Origin of the sequence: Flavobacterium cyclinae, assembly GCF_021172145.1 — a bacterium.
Classification (GTDB): Bacteria; Bacteroidota; Bacteroidia; order Flavobacteriales; family Flavobacteriaceae; genus Flavobacterium; species Flavobacterium cyclinae.
In genome coordinates this window covers 403,952-425,270 of the sequence record NZ_CP089095.1, presented here as the reverse complement: position 1 = coordinate 425,270, position 21,319 = coordinate 403,952, and the positions used below count along the sequence as shown (strand labels likewise).

16 protein-coding genes are annotated in these 21,319 nt (G+C 33.6%); 1 reads left to right on the top strand and 15 read right to left on the bottom strand.

Annotated elements, in window-relative coordinates; genetic code table 11:
• Positions 1-6: 6 nt before the first annotated feature.
• From LOS86_RS02035 to LOS86_RS01970, 14 genes are all read right to left on the bottom strand, one after another.
• Entirely contained in the window at positions 7-2,289 is a 2,283-nt protein-coding gene (locus tag LOS86_RS02035) for an NADP-dependent malic enzyme (RefSeq protein WP_231842999.1), read from the bottom strand.
• Positions 2,290-2,605: 316 nt separating this feature from the next.
• Complete coding sequence (locus LOS86_RS02030) at positions 2,606-2,983, bottom strand: hypothetical protein (RefSeq protein ID WP_231842998.1); 378 nt, start codon at positions 2,981-2,983, stop codon at positions 2,606-2,608.
• 50 nt (positions 2,984-3,033) lie between these two features.
• The gene (locus LOS86_RS02025; protein ID WP_231842997.1) at positions 3,034-3,915 is read right to left on the bottom strand and encodes a DUF808 domain-containing protein; all 882 of its coding nucleotides are present in this window, start codon (positions 3,913-3,915) and stop codon (positions 3,034-3,036) included.
• A gap of 79 nt (positions 3,916-3,994) precedes the next feature.
• Positions 3,995-4,939, bottom strand: a complete 945-nt coding sequence (queG, locus tag LOS86_RS02020; protein ID WP_231842996.1) for a tRNA epoxyqueuosine(34) reductase QueG — start codon at positions 4,937-4,939, stop codon at positions 3,995-3,997.
• A gap of 1 nt (position 4,940) precedes the next feature.
• A complete protein-coding gene (locus LOS86_RS02015; protein WP_153207430.1) occupies positions 4,941-5,294 on the bottom strand; it encodes a four helix bundle protein in 354 nt (117 codons plus the stop codon).
• A gap of 58 nt (positions 5,295-5,352) precedes the next feature.
• Positions 5,353-6,375 (bottom strand): Holliday junction branch migration DNA helicase RuvB, encoded by a 1,023-nt coding sequence (gene ruvB, locus LOS86_RS02010; protein ID WP_231842995.1) that lies wholly within the window; start codon positions 6,373-6,375, stop codon positions 5,353-5,355.
• A gap of 71 nt (positions 6,376-6,446) precedes the next feature.
• Positions 6,447-8,213: a cytochrome c oxidase subunit I gene (locus tag LOS86_RS02005; protein WP_231842994.1), complete on the bottom strand. Its 1,767-nt coding sequence runs from the start codon at positions 8,211-8,213 to the stop codon at positions 6,447-6,449.
• A 32-nt stretch (positions 8,214-8,245) separates the two neighbouring features.
• Positions 8,246-9,397 (bottom strand): cytochrome c oxidase subunit II, encoded by a 1,152-nt coding sequence (locus tag LOS86_RS02000; RefSeq protein WP_231842993.1) that lies wholly within the window; start codon positions 9,395-9,397, stop codon positions 8,246-8,248.
• 19 nt (positions 9,398-9,416) lie between these two features.
• Positions 9,417-10,928: a quinol:cytochrome C oxidoreductase gene (locus tag LOS86_RS01995; protein WP_231842992.1), complete on the bottom strand. Its 1,512-nt coding sequence runs from the start codon at positions 10,926-10,928 to the stop codon at positions 9,417-9,419.
• Between the two features lie 27 nt (positions 10,929-10,955).
• Complete coding sequence (locus LOS86_RS01990; RefSeq protein ID WP_231842991.1) at positions 10,956-11,501, bottom strand: c-type cytochrome; 546 nt, start codon at positions 11,499-11,501, stop codon at positions 10,956-10,958.
• Between the two features lie 9 nt (positions 11,502-11,510).
• A complete protein-coding gene (locus LOS86_RS01985) occupies positions 11,511-12,035 on the bottom strand; it encodes a DUF3341 domain-containing protein (RefSeq protein ID WP_231842990.1) in 525 nt (174 codons plus the stop codon).
• Between the two features lie 4 nt (positions 12,036-12,039).
• Entirely contained in the window at positions 12,040-13,449 is a 1,410-nt protein-coding gene (gene nrfD / locus LOS86_RS01980) for an NrfD/PsrC family molybdoenzyme membrane anchor subunit (RefSeq protein ID WP_231842989.1), read from the bottom strand.
• A gap of 30 nt (positions 13,450-13,479) precedes the next feature.
• Positions 13,480-16,515: a TAT-variant-translocated molybdopterin oxidoreductase gene (locus LOS86_RS01975; RefSeq protein ID WP_231842988.1), complete on the bottom strand. Its 3,036-nt coding sequence runs from the start codon at positions 16,513-16,515 to the stop codon at positions 13,480-13,482.
• 33 nt (positions 16,516-16,548) lie between these two features.
• Complete coding sequence (locus LOS86_RS01970; RefSeq protein ID WP_231842987.1) at positions 16,549-17,820, bottom strand: c-type cytochrome; 1,272 nt, start codon at positions 17,818-17,820, stop codon at positions 16,549-16,551.
• A 216-nt stretch (positions 17,821-18,036) separates the two neighbouring features.
• Between LOS86_RS01970 and LOS86_RS01965 the strand changes: the two genes are divergently transcribed.
• A complete protein-coding gene (locus LOS86_RS01965) occupies positions 18,037-18,426 on the top strand; it encodes an SPOR domain-containing protein (RefSeq protein ID WP_231842986.1) in 390 nt (129 codons plus the stop codon).
• 54 nt (positions 18,427-18,480) lie between these two features.
• Here LOS86_RS01965 and infB read toward each other — a convergent pair whose 3' ends face one another.
• Positions 18,481-21,276, bottom strand: coding sequence for a translation initiation factor IF-2 (infB, locus tag LOS86_RS01960; RefSeq protein WP_231842985.1), 2,796 nt, complete (start codon positions 21,274-21,276; stop codon positions 18,481-18,483).
• Between the last annotated feature and the right edge of the window lie 43 nt (positions 21,277-21,319).

The window sequence follows — 21,319 nt, the reverse complement described above, 5'->3', positions numbered from 1 at the left end:
TTTAACTTATTTGTTTTGCTTTCTACTTTTTTCTTGTGCATCAACAACTGCTACTGCAGCCATGTTTACCATTTCTTCTACACTTGCACCTAATTGAAATACGTGAACTGGCTTATCTAAACCTAAAATAATTGGTCCAATAGATTCTGACTTGTTTAATTCTTTCAATAATTTATAGGTAATGTTTGCCGAATCTAAGTTAGGAAAAATTAATGTATTTACTTTTTTATTAACCAATTTAGAGAATGGAAACTTACTTTTTAATAATTCAGGATTTAAAGCAAAATCCGTTTGAATTTCTCCATCCACAATTAAATCTGGGAAATTTTCGTGAAGATAAGCAACTGCCTGACTAATTTTTGTAGCTCCTTCATTATGAGAAGAACCAAAATTAGAATACGAAACCATTGCAATTACAGGTTCAATACCAAACATTCTAACCGTTTTAGCTGTCATTAATGCAATTCTAGCTAAATCATCAGCAGATGGATTTGGATTTATCGCAGTATCTGATAAGAAAATAGGACCTCTTGAGGTCATCATCATATTGGTTGTAGCAATTTTTGAAACACCAGGGGCTTTATCAATTAATTGCATTACAGGTTTAATCGTTGAAGGATAACTTCTTGAATGCCCTGTAACCATAGCATCTGCTTCACCTGTATTTACCATCATTAAACCAAAATAATTACGCTCTCGCATCCATTTTTCTGCTTCATATAACGTAACTCCTTTTCGCTTTCTAGTTTCCCAAAAATGATGTGCATATTCTAATCTTTTTGCTTCTGACTCTTTTGTTTTTGGGTCAAAAATTTGAACATCAGCATCAAATCCTATTTCTTCTTTTAATTCTAAAATTATTTCTTTATTTCCTAATAAAATTGGGAAACCAATACCTTCTTCATGAACAATTTGGGCTGCTTTTAACACATCAATTTGATCAGCTTCAGCGAAAATAATACGTTTTGGATTGGTTCTTGCTCTATTGGTCAACAAACGAATCATTTTATTATCAGAACCCATTCGTTCTAACAATTCATCTTTGTATTTATCCCAATCGGTAATTGGAGCCGTTGCTACACCTGAATCCATAGCAGCTTTGGCTACGGCTGGAGGAACTGCTGCAATTAACCTTGGATCAAAAGGTTTTGGAATAATATAATCGCGACCAAACGTTAATTTAGTTTCGCCATACGCAATATTTACTTGCTCCGGAACCGATTCTTTAGCTAATTCTGCTAATGCGATAACAGCAGCTTTTTTCATTTCCTCATTAATTTTCGTAGCTCTAACATCTAGAGCCCCTCTAAAAATAAATGGGAAACCTAATACATTATTCACTTGGTTAGGATGATCAGAACGACCTGTTGCCATAATGATATCTTTACGCGTATCAATAGCTAAATTATAATTGATTTCAGGCGTAGGATTTGCCATTGCAAAAACAATTGGATTATCTGCCATAGACAATAACATTTCAGGCGTAACGATATCTCCAGAAGACAATCCGATAAATACATCAGCACCTTTCATAGCATGGGCTAAATCGTCATAATGCTTATCGGTTGCGTATCGGCGTTGCATATCGGTAACTCTTGGATCGTCTTTTCGTAATGCTCCTTTACTATTGAACATCACAACATTTTCAGGTTTCACACCAAAAGAAACATATAAATTAGCACAAGCAATAGCAGCCGAACCCGCCCCAGAAATAACCATTTTCACTTCATCCATTTTCTTTCCTGCTAACTCTACTGCATTCAATAAAGCGGCTGATGAAATGATAGCAGTTCCGTGTTGGTCATCGTGCATAACTGGAATATTCAACTCTTCTACCAATCGTCTTTCAATTTCGAAAGATTCTGGTGCTTTGATGTCTTCTAGGTTAATTCCTCCGAAAGTTGGAGCAATATTTTTTACTGTAGCAATGAATTCTTCGATGTCTTTTGTTCCCACTTCGATATCAAATACATCGATATCAGCGAAGATTTTGAACAACAAACCTTTTCCTTCCATTACCGGTTTTGAAGCTTCTGGACCAATATCTCCTAAACCTAAAACAGCGGTTCCGTTTGAGATTACATCTACTAAATTTCCTTTTGCGGTATATTTATAAACGTTATTAACGTCTTTTTCAATTTCTAAACAAGGTTCTGCTACTCCTGGAGAATAGGCTAAAGCTAAATCTCTTTGTGTTGCATATTTTTTGGTAGGTACTACCTGAATTTTTCCGGGTGTTGGTTTTGCGTGATATAATAAGGCTTCTCTACGTTTACTATCTTTATGCATGGTTTTTTATTTTACTAACTTACAAATATAGTAGTATGCGCATAAAATGAGAAATTATTTTAGCATTCTTTTGAAAAAATATTTTAGTTAAAACAGTAAGTTTAACCCTAAAAATTAATCCTCAAAAATGCACAACACTTAAAAGAAAGACACTGTTTTTAGGCAATATATAACTTAAGGCTTTCTTTTCTTACTAATAAAAAAGGGATTTTTGAATTTTATATCAACAATATTAATTCTGTAAATTTTTGCTAACAATTCTTAGTATTTACTTTTAAACTTAAATTTCTGAATAGTTTTAAACTCGTTTAAATCATTACTCATTTGACATATTTGCAATATCTTCTCTTGAAAAACCTGCTTTTAGTATTAATGCTGTGTCTGTAATTTTCTCATCAAGGTAAATTCTACATATTTCTGGGTTTTTAGAAGAATAAACTACTTTATAAAATTCACCTTCTTTTATTGAATTAATACTTACAGGAGAATCTGAAAAAACCTTTTTACCACTGACATTAAATCTATAATCTATTCCAGGTCTTTTTGACGCGCCTTTTAGATTAGTTACTTTACCAATTGTAGAAATACCAAATTTTTTAATTTCATTATCATAATTTTCTCCTTTATAAATAATATAAAGAATCCAAATTAAAACTAAAATAAATACACTGTAATTAAAATGTTTTTTTGTCATGATTTTTTCATTTCCATATTTAACGCATTAGAAATCATCGATAACGCATTCTATTTTTTAACCAAACCCTTCACCTTTTTAAAAACTGTCATCAATAAAACAGCTATAAATCCAAAAGCAATTCCAACGCCAAATTCAGCTATTGTTGATGGAATACTTTGTGGAATTAAATGATGTATATATTCGATATTATGAATAAAAATTCCTCCCGAAACTAAAAGAAGTGCGATAGTTCCAACTACAGCAAGAAACTTAATGACTAATGGTAGCGCTTTAATTAAAACCCCACCAAAAGAAGATAAAAATCCTTTATCGTTACCTTTTCGCATCAAATAAAATCCAGCGTCATCCATTCTTACAATTAAAGCTACGATTCCGTAAACTCCAATAGTAGCTAAAACAGCTACAATACTAACACTTATGATTTGGGCAATAAGATCATGTTGTTTTTCCATTGCCGTTCCTAGAGCGATAATGACAATTTCAAGAGATAAAATAAAATCCGTTTTAATTGCTGAACTTACTTTTGCTTTTTCTGAATTTTCGTCATCTTCTTCTAATTTACTTTCAATAATTACATCTTCGCTTTTTTTAGCGCGATGAAAAAAGTATTCAATAATTTTTTCAACTCCTTCGTAGGCTAAATAAAACCCTCCAATAATTAAAGCCGCTTTAATGGCTGGCGGATACAACCAATTCAAAACAAAAACAACTGGAAGAATAATCAATTTATTGATAAATGAACCTTTTGTAATTGCCCACAACACCGGAATTTCTCTTGAAGCTAAAAACCCTGTAGCTTTTTCGGCATTAACTGCTAAGTCATCACCTAAAATTCCAGCTGTTTTTTTGGTTGCCAGTTTACTAGTCATTGCCACATCGTCCATCAATGCCGCTATATCGTCTAATATTGCAAAAAATCCTGAAGCCATAATTTTATATTTTCCTTTTTAATAACGCTCAAAACTACATCAAAGTTTTCTTTTGGAAACTATTTTTTGTTATGAATTATTACCCTTTATTCTTTAAAAAATTGATATTACGAAGTAAACCTTCATATTTGGTTCGTTTTACAGCTGAATTTTTAAATACTTTCTGAAAAGTATCAAGAGTAATTTCTTCCCAATCTGATTTTGAGAAATTTAAAATCTCCGAGTTTGTATTAAAAAGTGGTTCATTATGTGGTTTTGAAAATCGGTTCCAAGGACAAACATCTTGGCAAACATCGCAACCAAACATCCAATCATCAAATTTACCTTTCATTTCTTGAGGTAAATTATCTTTCAATTCAATAGTAAAATAAGAAATACATTTGCTTCCATCAACCACATAAGGCGCTACTATAGCTTCCGTAGGACAAGCGTCTAAACAAGCGGTACAAGTTCCGCAATGATCGGTTGTTGGTGTGTCGTATTCTAATTCCAAATCGACAATTAATTCGGCTATGAAATAAAACGAACCCACTTTTTGGGTGATGAGATTGCTATTTTTTCCTACCCAACCTAAGCCACTTTTTGCTGCCCAAGCTTTATCTAAAACCGGTGCTGAATCCACAAAAGCTCTTCCTGACACTTCTCCAATTTCAGTCTGTATGAAAAGTAATAATTCTTTTAATTTTCCTTTTATAACATGATGATAATCTTGTCCGTAGGCGTATTTTGAAATCTTATAGGAATCCTTATTTTGATGTTCGGAAGGATAATAATTCAACAATAACGAAATCACACTTTTTGCTCCATCCACCAAAAGTGCTGGATTCAAACGTTTGTCAAAATGATTTTCCATATAGCTCATTTCACCGTGCATTTGATTGTTGAGCCAAATTTCTAAACGAGGCGCTTCTTCTTCCAAAAAACCAGCTCTTGAAATACCGCAAGACAAAAAGCCGAGTCTTTTGGATTCGGATTTTATAATCTTTGAATAGTTGGAAGATGGAAGCCGGAAGTTGGAAGACATACTACGATAATTTATTTCTAAAAGCAATCATCATATTCATCAAATTATATGAATCCTGATAAAATTTATCAAAATCTACTTCACTAATATATGCTCTCCTTTTTGCTTTGTGCAAACAAGTCACAACTTCTGCTAAAGAGCGAATTGCATATCCTAAAAACCTTCTAAACTCAGGATTACTTTGCTCAATTGAACCTTCAGAAATATTTAAAGCTATCGAATCAACCGCACGATTGATTTGGGAAGTCAAATTATATATTTCACTTTTAGGAAAGTTTTGAGAAATTTTGAAAATGTCTTCACCAAAACTCATTGCATTTTGCCAAATAATTAATTTTTCAAACTTAAAACTCATAAAAATATCTTTTAAAACGAAATAAAACTTCCAACTTCAAGCTTCCATCTTCCAGCTCTTAAAAAAGTCCTCCTTGAATATTGTTTTTAATTTTCCCTAAATGCTTGTACGCTTTTTCGGTTACTTCTCTTCCTCGTGGGGTTCTAATTATAAAACCTTCTTGAATCAAAAATGGTTCGTATACTTCTTCAATGGTTTCGCCACTTTCGGAAACAGCTGTTGCCAGTGTGGTCAATCCAACTGGACCTCCTTTGAATTTATCGATAATTGTAGATAAAATTTTATTATCCATCTCATCCAATCCATGAGCATCAACATTTAATGCTTTCAATGCAAATCTTGCTATTTCGATATCAATTTTACCATTTCCTTTAATTTGAGCAAAATCTCTCACACGACGCAATAAAGCATTAGCAATACGAGGTGTTCCTCTACTTCTTCCAGCAATTTCAATTGCAGCTTCCATTGTAATTGGCATTTTTAAAATAGAAGCACTTCTTTGCACAATGGTAGTTAATAGTTCGGTATTGTAATATTGTAAACGACTTTGAATTCCAAAACGAGCACGCATAGGCGCAGTTAATAATCCCGAACGAGTTGTTGCTCCAACTAAAGTAAACGGATTCAAATTGATTTGAACGGTTCTAGCATTAGGCCCAGATTCTATCATGATATCAATCTTGAAATCTTCCATTGCCGAATACAAATATTCTTCAACAATTGGACTTAAACGATGGATTTCGTCAATAAAGAGAACGTCACGTTCTTCAAGATTCGTTAATAATCCAGCTAAATCACCAGGCTTATCTAAAACGGGGCCTGAAGTGATTTTAATTCCTACTCCTAATTCATTTGCTAAAATATTTGCCAAAGTTGTTTTTCCTAAACCAGGAGGTCCATGAAACAACGTGTGATCTAATGCTTCTTTACGCAAATTTGCAGCTTGAACAAAAACAGTCAAATTTTCTAAAACTTGATCTTGTCCTGTAAAGTCATCAAAACTTAGAGGTCGTAACGCTTTTTCGATATCAATATCTTGCGGAGAATACGATTCTTTATTGGGATTCAAATTATCATTCATATAACAAAGATAGTAAAGTTATAAAATAAAAAACCTCTCAAAAAGAGAGGTTTTTATACTATTTTAAAATCTTAATGATGTAATTGTTCTTCACCGTCTTTCATTGGTGTAACCTGAGGAACAAAATCTTCATCATGACCTGGTTTACTATAATCATATGGCCATCTGTGTACTTCAGGAATTTCACCTGGCCAGTTACCGTGAATGTGCTCAACTGGAGTAGTCCATTCTAAAGTATTCGATTTCCAAGGGTTTTGAGTTGCTTTCTTTCCGTAGAAAATACTATAGAAGAAGTTCCAGAAAAATACAATTTGGAATGCTGCTCCTACAATAGCAAACATAGTAATTAACACGTTAACATCAGCTAATTCGTCAAATAATGGGAAAGCTGAATTTGTATAATAACGTCTTGGTAAACCAGCCATTCCAATAAAGTGCATTGGAAAGAAAACTCCGTAAGCACAGATAGCCGTTACCCAGAAGTGAACATAACCTAAGTTTTTATTCATCATTCTACCAAACATTTTAGGGAACCAGTGGTAAACACCAGCAAAGAATCCGTAAAGTGCAGAGATACCCATTACTAAATGGAAGTGAGCTACTACGAAATAAGTATCGTGAACGTTAATATCTAAAGTTGAATCTCCAAGAATAATTCCTGTTAAACCTCCTGTAATGAAAGTAGAAACCAATCCGATAGAGAATAACATTGCAGGGTTTAACTGTAAGTTACCTTTCCAAAGTGTAGTAATATAGTTAAATGCTTTTACTGCAGATGGAATTGCAATTAATAGTGTTGTAAAGGTAAATACAGAACCTAAGAAAGGATTCATACCTGATACGAACATGTGGTGACCCCATACAATTGTTGATAAGAAAGCAATTGCTAAGATAGAAGCAATCATGGCACGGTAACCGAAGATTGGTTTTCTAGAGTTTGTAGCAATAATTTCAGAAGTAATACCTAAAGCAGGTAATAATACAATGTAAACTTCAGGGTGACCTAAGAACCAAAATAAGTGTTCAAACAATACTGGAGAACCACCTTGGTAATGTAAAACTTCACCTTGAATGAAGATATCTGATAAGAAGAATGATGTTCCAAAACTTCTATCGAAAATTAATAATAATGCCGCAGAAAATAATACTGGGAATGAAACGATACCAATAATAGCTGTTACGAAGAAAGCCCAAACTGTTAAAGGCAATCTTGTCATTGTCATCCCCTTAGTTCTTAAGTTGATTACAGTTACAACATAATTCAAAGACCCCATTAATGAAGATGCAATGAAAATTGCCATAGAAGATAACCATAAAGTCATTCCTAAACCAGATCCAGGAATAGCTTGAGGTAAAGCACTTAAAGGAGGATAAATTGTCCAACCTGCAGATGCTGGTCCTGATTCAACAAATAAAGAACAAATCATGATAACACAAGAAACGAAGAACAACCAAAAAGAAAGCATGTTCATGAATCCTGAAGCCATATCACGTGCTCCAATTTGTAATGGAATTAACAAGTTACTAAATGTACCACTTAATCCAGCTGTAAGTACAAAGAATACCATTATTGTTCCGTGGATAGTTACCAATGCAAGATAAATATCATTTCGCATTACACCATCAGGTGCAAAATTATCTCCTAAGAATACTTTGAAAATTTCGAAAGATTCTTCAGGCCATGCAATTTGCATACGGAAGAATAAAGATAAAACAACTCCAACAATACCCATCAATAACCCTGAAATTAGGTATTGCTTTGCTATCATTTTGTGATCAAGACTAAAGATGTATTTAGTAATGAAAGTTTCTTTATGATGACCGTGTTCGTGTGACATACTAATTCTATTATATGTGATATAAAAATAACTTATTTAATAACTTGAGCTACAACTTTAGATGAATCTACAGCTACAACTGGTGCAGCTACTTCTACTGAAGCAGGTGCGTTAGCATCTTTCCATTGTTGAGCTAATGTTGGTTTTTCAGCTAACCATGCTTTGAAATCTTCTGGAGTATCCACAACGATTTTCATTTGCATGTTGTAATGAGAAGCTCCACAAATTTTATTACATAACAATAAGTAATCAAAAGTGTAAGGATCTAATGCTGTTCCACCTTCAGCAACAATTTTTTTACTGTTCTCAGTACGAATTTTATTGATTTTATCCACTTTTGCCATAATAGCAGCATCAGATCTCATATCTGCTGTAGTAACAGTTGGAGTGAATGAAAATTGAGTAACCATTCCCGGAACACAGTTCATTTGCGCTCTAAAATGTGGCATATAAGCTGAGTGTAGAACGTCTTGAGAACGCATTTTGAAAATTACTTTTTTACCAACTGGTAAATGTAATTCTGTAACCACTTTATCATCTTGAGCAGCTGGATCAGCTAAATCAACACCTAAAGTATTAATACCTTCAATTAATCTAACGTTAGCTTTACCTAATGTTTTATCATCTCCAGCATAACGAGCTTCCCAACCAAATTGTTTCGCATATAATTCAATCACAATTGCATCTTGTTTATCTTCTTCATCAACAAACATAATGTTATTCCAAGTGAATAAACCATACATAATTAAACCTGCTAAAACAATAACTGGGATAATTGTCCAAACTGCTTCTAATTTATTGTTATCAGCAAAATAAAGTGCTTTTTGACCTTCTTTACCTCTATATTTGAAAGCAAAGTAATGTAATAAGAACTGAGTAATAGTTTGAACAAAGAAAATGATTGCCAAAGAAATGAACATTAAATTATCATAATCTGGACCATGTTCTGAAGCTGGAGTACCTAATACTAAATCACCCCAAGCATATAATGAATAGATTGTAAATACATAAATGAAACCTACAAAGGCAAACATTAAATAACCATTTACACTATTATCTTTATCATTAGCAATTTCGTCACTAGAAGAAGAACCGCCAATTTGGGTTAAATCAAAAATTTTAGTCAATTGCCATACAGCGATACCTACTAGAACTAAAATTATAAATACCAAGAAACTTGTCATTTTTATTTCTTTTTAACTATTAATAATGAAAATGTTTACTTTCCTCAATTAAAGGATTTCCTTTTGGAACTAATGGAGCCTTAGTTAAAGCATTGAATACAACGAAAATGAATAAACCTAAGAAGAACAATAAAGCTCCGATTTCAGGAATACCAATAAACCATTGATCACCAACTGTAGCAGGCATAATCATATTGAAGAAATCAATATAATGACCACATAAAATTACAATACCTGCCATTACAACAATCCAAGTCAAACGTTTGAAATCTGTATTGATTAAGATCAATAATGGGAAGATAAAGTTCATTGCTAACATTCCGAAGAATGGTAATTTATAGTGTTCTATACGAGTTACAAAATAAGTAACCTCTTCTGGAATATTTGAATACCAAATCAACATAAATTGAGAGAACCATAAATAAGTCCAGAAAATACTGATACCAAACATAAATTTAGCTAAGTCATGGATATGACTAGTATTCACGTGTTCTAAATATCCTTTTGATTTTAAGTATAATGTTACCATAGCAATTACAGTAATACCACTTACAAAGAAACTTGCAAAAACATACCACCCAAATAATGTACTGTACCAGTGAGGATCAACTGACATTACCCAGTCCCAAGACATGATAGATTCAGATACTATAAAGAATACTAAGAAGGCAGCAGCCATTTTAAAATTTTTCTTGTAGAACGTGTTATCTGAAGCTTCATCTTGTGCTAATGAATTTTTTCTAGAGAAAAAACGATATAAATTCCAAACAATTAAAAAGAATGCAGCTCTACCTAAGAAGAAAGGTACATTTAAATAACCTGATTTTAAATCAATAAGTTTATCATATTTTACACTTGTTTTGTCTAAAACTTCTGGATCCATCCATACAAATAAATGATTAAAATGTAAACCAGCAGCAACTAACAAAATAAAGAAAATAATAGAACCTGGTAATAAGTAAGCTGTGATACCTTCCATAACTCTAAATAAAATTGGAGACCAACCTGCTTGAGCAGCATATTGGATAGCATAGAATGCTAAAACTCCTACAGAGATTAACATGAAAAATATACAAGCTACATATAAAGCAGCCCAAGGTTTATTTTTTAATTGGTGAAGAACGTGTTCTAAATGTGCTTTGTGATCATCATGAGAATGAACATCTGCATTAGCATGTTCTTCATGATTATTACCATGAGCATCAGCTACAGCAGGTGCAGCAACATCAGCATGATTAGTTGAATCAGCTACAGCATGTGCTTCTGTATGTGTTGAATCTACAGCATGAGTATCATCAGCTTTTACTGAATCACTTACAACATGAGCTTCAGTATTGTGAACTTCTGCAGCATGAGGAGCTACTTTTTCAGAGTGAGAAGCCTCGTGACCATGATGACTATCTGCAGCTAATATTTTTTCTACATCCTCAATTGTTTTAGGAGAGGCCATGAAACCAATTCCAATACCAATTGCACCTAAAACCATTAGGATTAATGAAAAAGTTTTTAATTTACTTGAAAACGTGTACATATCTATTATTTTCAAAAAGTATTAATATTATAATCCAGATTTAAGTTTTAAAACGTAATCGGTTACTTGCCATCTTTCTTCTTGAGAAAGTTGATTAGCATGAGAACCCATAGAATTTAATCCATAAGTAATTACGTGAAAAACACTTCCTTCTGTAATTTCTCTATCTTTATAACTTGGAACTCCAAGGAATTTTTCTTTCAATACTAAATTTCCTTTACCGTCACCTTTTTCACCATGACAAATTGCACAGTAAATATTGAACAATTCTTTACCTTTTTCAGGATTTATAGCAACTGAATCTAAAGGAGATTGTAATGACGCTTTTGCTAAAGCATAACCTTCTGGTGTATTTGGAATTTCATATGGTACAAATCCTCTTTTCACACTACCTGGAGCAGGTAATTGTGCCTCAACACCACCTTTAAACACATCATGTTCAGAATACGTTTCATATGAAACTGCCTCATACATGTTAGGAAAAAACTGATAGTTAGGCTTTGCTTTATCGAAACATGAAGTTGCCATAAAAGACAATCCTACTACTGCTACTATTTTATATAAACTTTTCATAACTATCTATTAATGCTTTTCTACAACTTTAACTTCAACAGCTCCAGTACTTGTAAAGAAAGAAACTAATTCTTCTTCGTTTCCATGAACACCAACTTCCATTAAGAAATGGTCATCTGTAGTTCTTACATCTGGATTTTCAGCTTTTTTGAATGGCCATAATTTACTTCTCATATAAAAAGTGATTACCATTAAGTGAGCAGCAAAGAAAACAGTACCTTCAAACATAATAGGCACGAATGCAGGCATATTATCAATGTAGCTGAAACTTGGTTTTCCTCCAATATCTTGTGGCCAATCATTAATCATTATATAATTCATCAAAGCCGTATAAATTGAAAGACCAACTAATCCGTAGATGAATGCACAAATTGCAATTCTTGTTGGCGCTAACCCCATTGCTTTGTCCAATCCGTGAACTGGAAAAGGTGTATAAATTTCTTCAATATGATGATGAGCTGCTCTTGTTTGTTTTACAGCATCCATTAAAACATCATCATCATTATATATAGCGTGTATTACTTTATTACTCATAATATTAATGATTATCTGAATGATTATGACCGTGTTTTTCTCTCTCTGCCTTATAATTATCTCCAGATGATTTTAAGATAGTCTTAACCTCTGCTTGAGCAATTACAGGGAAACTTCTAGAATACAATAAGAATAATACAAAGAAGAATCCGATTGTTCCTATGTAAATACCAGCATCAACAAAAGTTGGTTGGAACATTGTCCATGAAGATGGTAAATAATCTCTATGTAATGAAGTTACGATAATTACAAAACGCTCAAACCACATTCCTACGTTTACTACAATAGATATGATGAAAGACGCCATGATGTTTGTTCTAATTTTCTTAGACCACATAACTTGTGGAGAAATTACGTTACAAGTCATCATCAACCAATATGACCACCAGTAAGGACCTGTTGCTCTGTTTAAGAACGCATATTGTTCGTATTCTACACCAGAGTACCAAGCTACGAATAACTCAGTAATATATGCAATACCAACAATAGAACCTGTAATCATGATTACGATGTTCATTAATTCAATATGTTGAATTGTAATATAATCTTCTAAGTTAGAAACTTTTCTCATGATGATAAGTAATGTATTTACCATTGCGAATCCTGAGAAAATTGCACCTGCTACGAAGTAAGGAGGTAAGATTGTTGTATGCCATCCTGGAATTACAGAAGTAGCAAAGTCAAATGATACAATTGTGTGTACTGAAAGTACAAGAGGGGTTGCTAAACCAGCTAATACAAGAGAAACCTCTTCAAAACGTTGCCAATCTTTAGCTCTACCCGACCATCCAAAAGATAATGTTGAATAAATTCTTTTTGTAAAAGGAGTTACAGCTCTATCACGTAACATTGCAAAGTCAGGTAATAATCCAGTCCACCAGAAAACTAATGAAACTGATAAATACGTAGAAATTGCGAATACGTCCCATAATAATGGAGAGTTAAAGTTAACCCATAATGATCCGAATTGATTTGGAATTGGCAATACCCAGTATCCTAACCATGGACGACCCATGTGAATAATTGGGAATAAACCTGCTTGCATTACTGAGAAAATCGTCATAGCTTCTGCAGAACGGTTAATAGCCATTCTCCATTTTTGACGGAATAATAATAATACGGCAGAGATAAGAGTTCCAGCGTGACCAATACCAACCCACCAAACGAAATTGGTGATATCCCAAGCCCAACCTACTGTTTTATTTAATCCCCATGTTCCAATTCCAGTGGAAACAGTATAAATCATACAACCTAATCCCCATAGGAAAGCGGCTAATGCAATTAAAAATACTGTCCACCATTGTTTGTTAGCTCTACCTTCTACAGGTTTAGCAACATCTACCGTTACGTCGTGGTAAGATTTACTTCCTACTACTAAAGGTTTTCTAATGGGTGCTTCGTAATGAGACGACATAATCCTTTATATTGATTCTTTAATTAATACTTATTTATCGTTTCTAACTTTCACGTGGTACATCACGTTTGGTTTTGTTCCAATGTGCTCTAATAAATGATACATTCTATCAGATTCTACTAATTTAGCAACATCTGATGCAGGATCATTAATGTCTCCAAATTTCATAGCACCACTTGTACAAGCTGCAGAACAAGCAGTTTGGAATTCATCCTTACCTACTGGTCTACCTTCGCGTTTCGCTTTTAACTTAACTGCTTGAGTCATTTGGATACACATAGAACATTTTTCCATAACTCCACGAGAACGTACATTTACATCTGGATTAATAACCATACGACCTAAATCATCATTCATATGATAATCAAACTCGCTGTTTTTGTTATATAAGAACCAGTTGAAACGTCTAACTTTATATGGACAGTTATTTGCACAGTAACGAGTACCAACACATCTGTTGTATGCCATGTGGTTTTGACCTTCTCTACCATGAGAAGTAGCAGCTACCGGACAAACTGTCTCACAAGGAGCGTGATTACAGTGTTGACACATTACTGGTTGGAATGCTACTTGTGGATTTTCAGAAGGATCTTCCATTCCAGTGAAAGTATCAATTGAATTCATTAAACCTGATGTAGATTCTTTTAATTCAACATCTCCAGCAAAAGTTTCTTTAGATGAGTAATATCTATCGATACGTAACCAATGCATATCTCTACTTCTTCTTACTTCAGATTTACCTACCACTGGCACATTATTTTCAGCGTGACATGCAATAACACATGCTCCACAACCTGTACAAGCATTTAAATCGATAGATAAATTAAAGTGGTGACCTGTAGAACGATCAAAAGAATCCCATAAATCAACTTCTGTAGCAGCTGTTGGTTTGTGATCTAATGACACCATTGGAATTGGATTCCAAATTTCTGCTTTTTGAGTATTGAAAACTTCTAATGTAGTTTCTTTGATAATATCACCTCTACCCATTAATGTTTTCTGTAACTGAACACAAGCAAATTCATGTTCACCATTTGCAACAGTAATTGTAGCAGATTGATTAGAATTTAAGTTAGCATATAAAGCATAAGCGTTTAAACCAACTTGCATTTCTTCTTTTAAACCTAATTTTTTACCATAACCAAAAGCTAAACCTAAAGTTCCTTTAGCTTGTCCAGGTTGAATAATAACTGGTACATTTTCTAAAGTAGCGTTACCTACTTTGATAGTTGCATAACTTCCGTTTAAACCACCGTTAGCAACATTCCAGTTTTTAAAACCTTTCTCATCAGCATCAGCTTTTGACATTGTAACATAGTTGTCCCAAGATACTCTTGTAATTGGATCTGGGAATTCTTGTAACCATGGGTTGTTAGCTTGTTGACCATCTCCCATTCCAACTTTAGAATATAAAACTAAATCGAAATTAGAAGATTTTGCTTGTGCTAAAGCTGAAGCTGCCGAAGCAAAATCAGCAGAAGCTGCAGATAATGGACTTGCTACAGAAGCAACAAAACCATCATGAACTGCTTGATTCCATGATTTTCCAGCTAAAGAACCAGCAGAAAAAGACTTCAAGAAATCATAATAAGCAACTGTATTGTCTGTCCAAGTTAATAAAGCTTCTTGGAACTGTTTTGTATTGAATAAAGGACGAATCGTAGGTTGCATGATGCTGTAATTACTTCTCGTAATTGTAACATCACCCCAAGACTCTAAATAATGTGGAGCAGCAGCAGCAATCGTAGTTAAACTTGAAGTTTCATCTTCTTTCATTGAGAAAGCAACAGAAAGTTTAACAGATTTTAAAGCAGCAACAAACTCTTTTGAATCAGCTAAAGTATAAGCTGGATTTACACCGCTCATAATTAATGTATGAACTTTTCCTGCTTTCATATCAGCCACTAACTGAGCAACAGCTTTTGCATCACCTTTTCTAGTTAAGATAGCATCAGATGGATTGAAAGCTTCAGATTGTAAAGCATTATTTATAGCTAAAACCACTAATTGTGCATTTACATCATCTAATCCAGTTACAACTACACCTTTATTTTTAGCATCTTTTAATTGTTTAGCCACTTTAGCAACTTGAGCATTTTTAGGTTGTGCTCCATTTACTACTGCATAATATAAATCAGCTAATGCTTGTTTTTGTTGTGCAACTGTCATTGGAATTCTAACATCTGCATTAGCTCCTGCTAAAGACATGTTAGCTTCAATTTGAATATGTTTAGACATCATTCCGTTTTTAGGAATACGACCTTGAGCATATCCTGCATCAAAACCTCCACCTTGCCAATCTCCTAAGAAATCTGCACCAACAGAAACGATAACATCCGATTTTGAAAAATCATAATTTGCTAAAGCTCTAACACCATAAACCGCTTGAAAAGCGTCTAAAGCATTTGATTCAGAAACTGCATCATAAACAACATGTTTCGTTGTTGGATATTTAGCAACTAAAGAAGCAATTAAAGCATCAGTTGAAGGACTTGCCATAGTGTTTGTTAACACCACTACATTTCCACCTTTTGCTTTAGCCTCTTCTAAACTAGCTTTAACTTTAGTGTTTACATCAGCCCAAGTTGCGTCTTTACCAGCAATTTTAGGTTGTTTTAAACGTAAACTATCATATAATGAAAGAACAGAAGCATGAACTCTTGCATTAGCTCCAGTTTTTGCTCCTTCTAAATTATTGTTCTCTACTTTAATAGGACGACCCTCACGAGTTTTGATTAAAATATTAGCAAAATCAAAACCATCAGCCATTGTTGTTGCATAATAGTCTGCAACACCAGGAATAATTTCTTCTGGTTGAACTACGTAAGGAATTGACTTTACAACAGGACCTTCACAAGCTGCTAATGAAGCTGCAGCAGTGCTAAATCCAACATATTTTAAAAAGTCACGACGAGTAGTTGACGAAGCTGATAAAGTTTCTTTATCACCTAAGAATTGGTCAACCGGAATTGGTTCCACAAACTCGTTGTTTCTTAGCGTCTCAACAATAGAGCTATTTTCGTTTAGCTCCTCAACACTTTTCCAGTATTTTTTGTTTGATGCCATTGTATAGTATATTAGCTTCTTAAATTATTTTTATTAATAGTGACATTTACCACATTCTAAACCTCCCATTTGAGCAGCAGTTAACTGAGATACTCCGTATTTTTTAGAAAGTTCTTCATGAATTTTTTTGTAGTAAGCATTATCTTCTACTTTCACATTTGTTTCTCTGTGACAGTTGATACACCATCCCATTGTTAATGGAGCATGTTGTTTCATGATTTCCATTTCCTCAACTGGACCATGACAAGTTTGACACTCAACTCCAGCAACTGAAACGTGTTGTGAGTGATTGAAATATACGTGATCAGGTAAATTATGAATTCTCACCCATTTAACTGGTTTCGTTTTTCCTGTATATTTTTGTAACGATTTATCCCATCCTACAGCTTCATATAAAGCAGCGATTTGTTTATCATAGAATTCTTTAGAATGCTCTTCAGTAGCAGTTGTCTCAGCAACCTCACTAATGTTTTTATGACAGTTCATACAAACATTTAATGAAGGAATATTTGAATGCTTACTAACTCTTGCTGCAGAGTGACAATATTTACAATCGATACCATTATCACCAGCATGAATTCTGTGTGAGTAATGAATTGGTTGTACAGGCTCATACCCTTGATCAACACCAATTTGCATCATCCATCCGTACGCAAAATAAGCTGAAACCAATAATAACAAGATTGCAGAAACTAACACTAAAAATTGATTTTTTGCATAAGCTCTGAAGATGTTCATTATTGAACGGTCTTTTTGTTGCAACTCTAAGCCTTTAGCACCAGCAATCTTAGTTAACATATTATTCACTAAGAACAACATTACCACTAACATCATCATTACTAAAGAAAGTACTCCTAATATAACATTATTAGAAACACCAGAGTCAGCATTTGCAGCACCAGCAACAGCAGCACCAGGAGCTACAACTGGAGCTTCTGGTTTAGGTTCTGAAGTATATGCTAAAATATTGTCAATATCTTCATTTGACAATTGTGGAAATGCAGTCATCGGAACTTTGTTATTTTCCTCAAAAACTTTTACAGCTTGCGCATCTCCTGACTTGATTAATTCTCCACTATTTTTAATCCATTTGTACAACCATTCTTTGTCATACTTAGCAGCTACACCACGAAGTGCAGGACCCGTAGCTTTTGCATCTAATTTATGACAAGCAGCACAATTGGTATTAAATAATTCTTTACCTTTTGCTGCATCCTGAGCGAATGCTGATAAAGAAGTTACTAGCACGAATGCTAAACCGAAGAAAATCTTTGAAAACGATTTATGGTTCCCCACCTTTTTCATATTTAAAATGATTATCGACTTAATTGGTATACTTTTAGATATAAGATTATCTAAAAACAACACGTTATTTTTTCAAAACTCCGACAAAAATACAATATTCGAACTATTATTAAAACCTTAATTTTATCTTAAAATGTAATTTATATTTGTTCTAAATAATATTAAAGCAACTTAATCTCGTCTTAAATTGTATTTTTGTATTAAAATCATTTCAATATGAAAAAAACAACTAAACATAACTCATTGTACTTCTTTATTGTATCATCTCTTTTTTGCTTAACAATAAATGGGCAAGAATTAAAAAACAACATTTCTGTTGATCCAAAAATTGATAATTTGTTAAAAGAAAAAAGAAAATTAAACGCTAATTTGTTTTTGAATGAATGCTATAAAATTCAGATTTTTCATGGAAGCAGTGAAGATTCAAAAAAGAAATTAGATGAATTTAAAAAAGAATTCAAGGATTTAGACGGAACTATAATTTTTAATAGTCCTAATTATAAAGTATGGATAGGGAATTTCAAAACAAGAATAGATGTAGAAAGAGAAATGGTAGAAATCAGAAAAAAATATCCAAATGCATTAATTATAAAACCTTCTAATTAATTATAAATAAAAAGCCATTCAAATGAATGGCTTTTTTATAAATTGCAAATAATATTATTTCAATTTTTTCTTTACTTCTACTTCGTGGAATCCTTCAATTAAATCATACTCACGAATATCGTTGTAATTTTTAATTTGCATACCGCAATCGTATCCTTTAGAAACTTCTTTCACATCGTCTTTGAAACGTTTTAAAGTAGCCAATTCACCAGTGTAAATAACAACTCCTTCTCTAATTAAACGAATCTTAGAATTTCTGAAGATTTTACCATCAGTAACCATACATCCAGCAATAGTTCCTACTTTAGATACTTTAAACAATTCTCTAATTTCTGCAGTACCAGTAATCTCCTCTTTCATTTCTGGAGACAACATTCCTTCCATAGCATCTTTTAAGTCATCAATTGCATCGTAAATAATTGAGTAGTTACGAATATCGATTTCTTCTTTTTCTGCTAATTGTTTTGCATTCCCTTGAGGACGAACGTTAAATCCAATAATAATCGCATCAGAAGCAGAAGCTAACAATACGTCAGATTCCGTAATTGCTCCAACTCCTTTATGAATAATGTTAATTTGAATTTCTTCTGTAGATAATTTAGAAAATGAATCCGATAATGCTTCCACAGAACCATCCACGTCTCCTTTAAGGATAATATTCAATTCTTTAAATTGTCCTAATGCAATACGACGACCGATTTCGGCAAGCGTAATATGTTTTTGAGTACGAACTGATTGCTCACGTTGTAATTGAGTACGTTTAGCAGCAATTTGTTTTGCTTCTCTTTCGTCTTCATAAACATTGAACTTATCACCCGCTGTTGGAGCTCCATCTAAACCTAAAACAGATACTGGAGTTGATGGTCCAGCTGATTTAATTTGGTGACCTCTTTCGTCAAACATGGCTCTAATTTTACCATGATTTTTTCCTGCTAAAACATAATCTCCAACTTTCAAAGTTCCTGCTTGAACTAAAATAGTTGAAACATAACCTCTACCTTTATCCAACTGAGCTTCCACTACAGTTCCTAAAGCTGGTTTATTTGGATTGGCTTTCAATTCTAAAATTTCAGCCTCTAACAATACTTTTTCTAATAATTCAGGAACTCCTTGACCAAATTTAGCCGAAATATCTTGAGATTGATATTTACCACCCCAGTCTTCAACTAATAAGTTCATACCTGCTAATTGCTCTTTAATTTTCTCAGGATTTGCCGTTGGCTTATCCACTTTATTGATAGCAAAAATCATTGGCACTCCTGCAGCTTGTGCGTGACTAATTGCCTCTTTTGTTTGTGGCATGATTTCATCATCAGCAGCTACTACAATAATAGCAATATCGGTAACTTGAGCACCACGAGCACGCATCGCTGTAAACGCTTCGTGACCTGGTGTATCTAAGAACGTGATTTTTTCACCATTCTCTAGAACCACTCCGTAAGCACCAATATGTTGCGTAATTCCTCCAGATTCACCAGCAATTACGTTAGCTTTACGAATGTAATCTAATAACGATGTTTTACCGTGGTCAACGTGACCCATCACCGTTACAATAGGTGCTCTGTGAACTAAATCTTCTGGATTATCTTCTACAACAACTGCTGCTTCTTCGATATCAGTAGTAATAAATTCTACTTCATACCCAAATTCATCCGCTACAATTGATAAAGTTTCTGCATCTAAACGTTGGTTCATGGTAACCATGATACCTAATGACATACAAGTTCCGATTACCTTAGTAATTGGCACATCCATTAATGAAGCGATTTCTCCAACAGTAACAAATTCAGTTACTTTTAAAGTTTTACTTCCTTCTTCTTGTGCTTGTAATTCATCATCTACACGCTGACGGTGAGAATCTCTTTTATCTCTACGGTATTTTGCCGATTTCGATTTATTACCTTTTCCTTGAAGTCTTTCAAGCGTTTCTTTAATTTGGTTTTTAACGTCTTCTTCAGAAGGCTCTACCTTTTGAATAATTGGTTTTTTACCCTTATTGAAACCACCCGCTCCACCTTTAATAAATTCTTTCTTAGGCCCTCCAGCAGCATTACTTGCCCCAGGAGCCCCAGGTGTTCCTGGTTTAACAATACGCTTACGTTTGTTTTTATTGTTTGCCGCATTAGCACCACCAGCATTTTGAGCTTGTGGAGTTCCAGGTTTTTTGAAATCTTTCTTAGGATCTTCTTTTTTCTTTTTAGGTTTTTCAAATTGAGATAAATCAATTTTTTGACCTGTAAAAGTAGCTCCAGACAATTTTTGATATTGTGTTTCGATTTTTTCCTCAACTGCTTCATCAGATGAAGTTTCAGATTTAGCCTCTACTTCTTTAACCGGTTTAACTATTTCAGGTTTTTTAACCACTTGTGGTTCTTCTTTAACTTCAGCCTTTACAGGTTCTGAAACTTTTTCTTCCACTACCTTTTCAACTGCCTCAACAGGTTTTTCTTCAGAAATAGCTTTTTCAGATTTAACTTCTGGTTTTTTAGGATCTAAATCGATTTTACCAATAGCTTTTGGCCCAGATAAAACAGCTTTAGCTTTGATAATCTCTTGTCTTTGACGTTCTTCTTCTTGTAAACGCTTTGCTTCTTGTTCTTTTTCAAGTTCACGCTTAAGCGCCTCTTTCTCTTTTCTTTTTTCTTCACTTACTTCAAGAGAGGCAACCTTATTCCCTTTGTCAGCAGAAAATTGACCGCATAAGACTTTGTATTCCTCTTGTGATATTTTAGCATTTGGACTCGACTCAATTTCATGACCCTTTTCTTTTAAAAAATCCACAGCTCTATCAAGAGAAATATTTAACTCCCTTAAAACTTTGTTTATTCTTATTACTCTTTCTTCAGACATATAATCTTTTTAAAATTCTTTGTTTGTTGTTGTGTTGTTGACA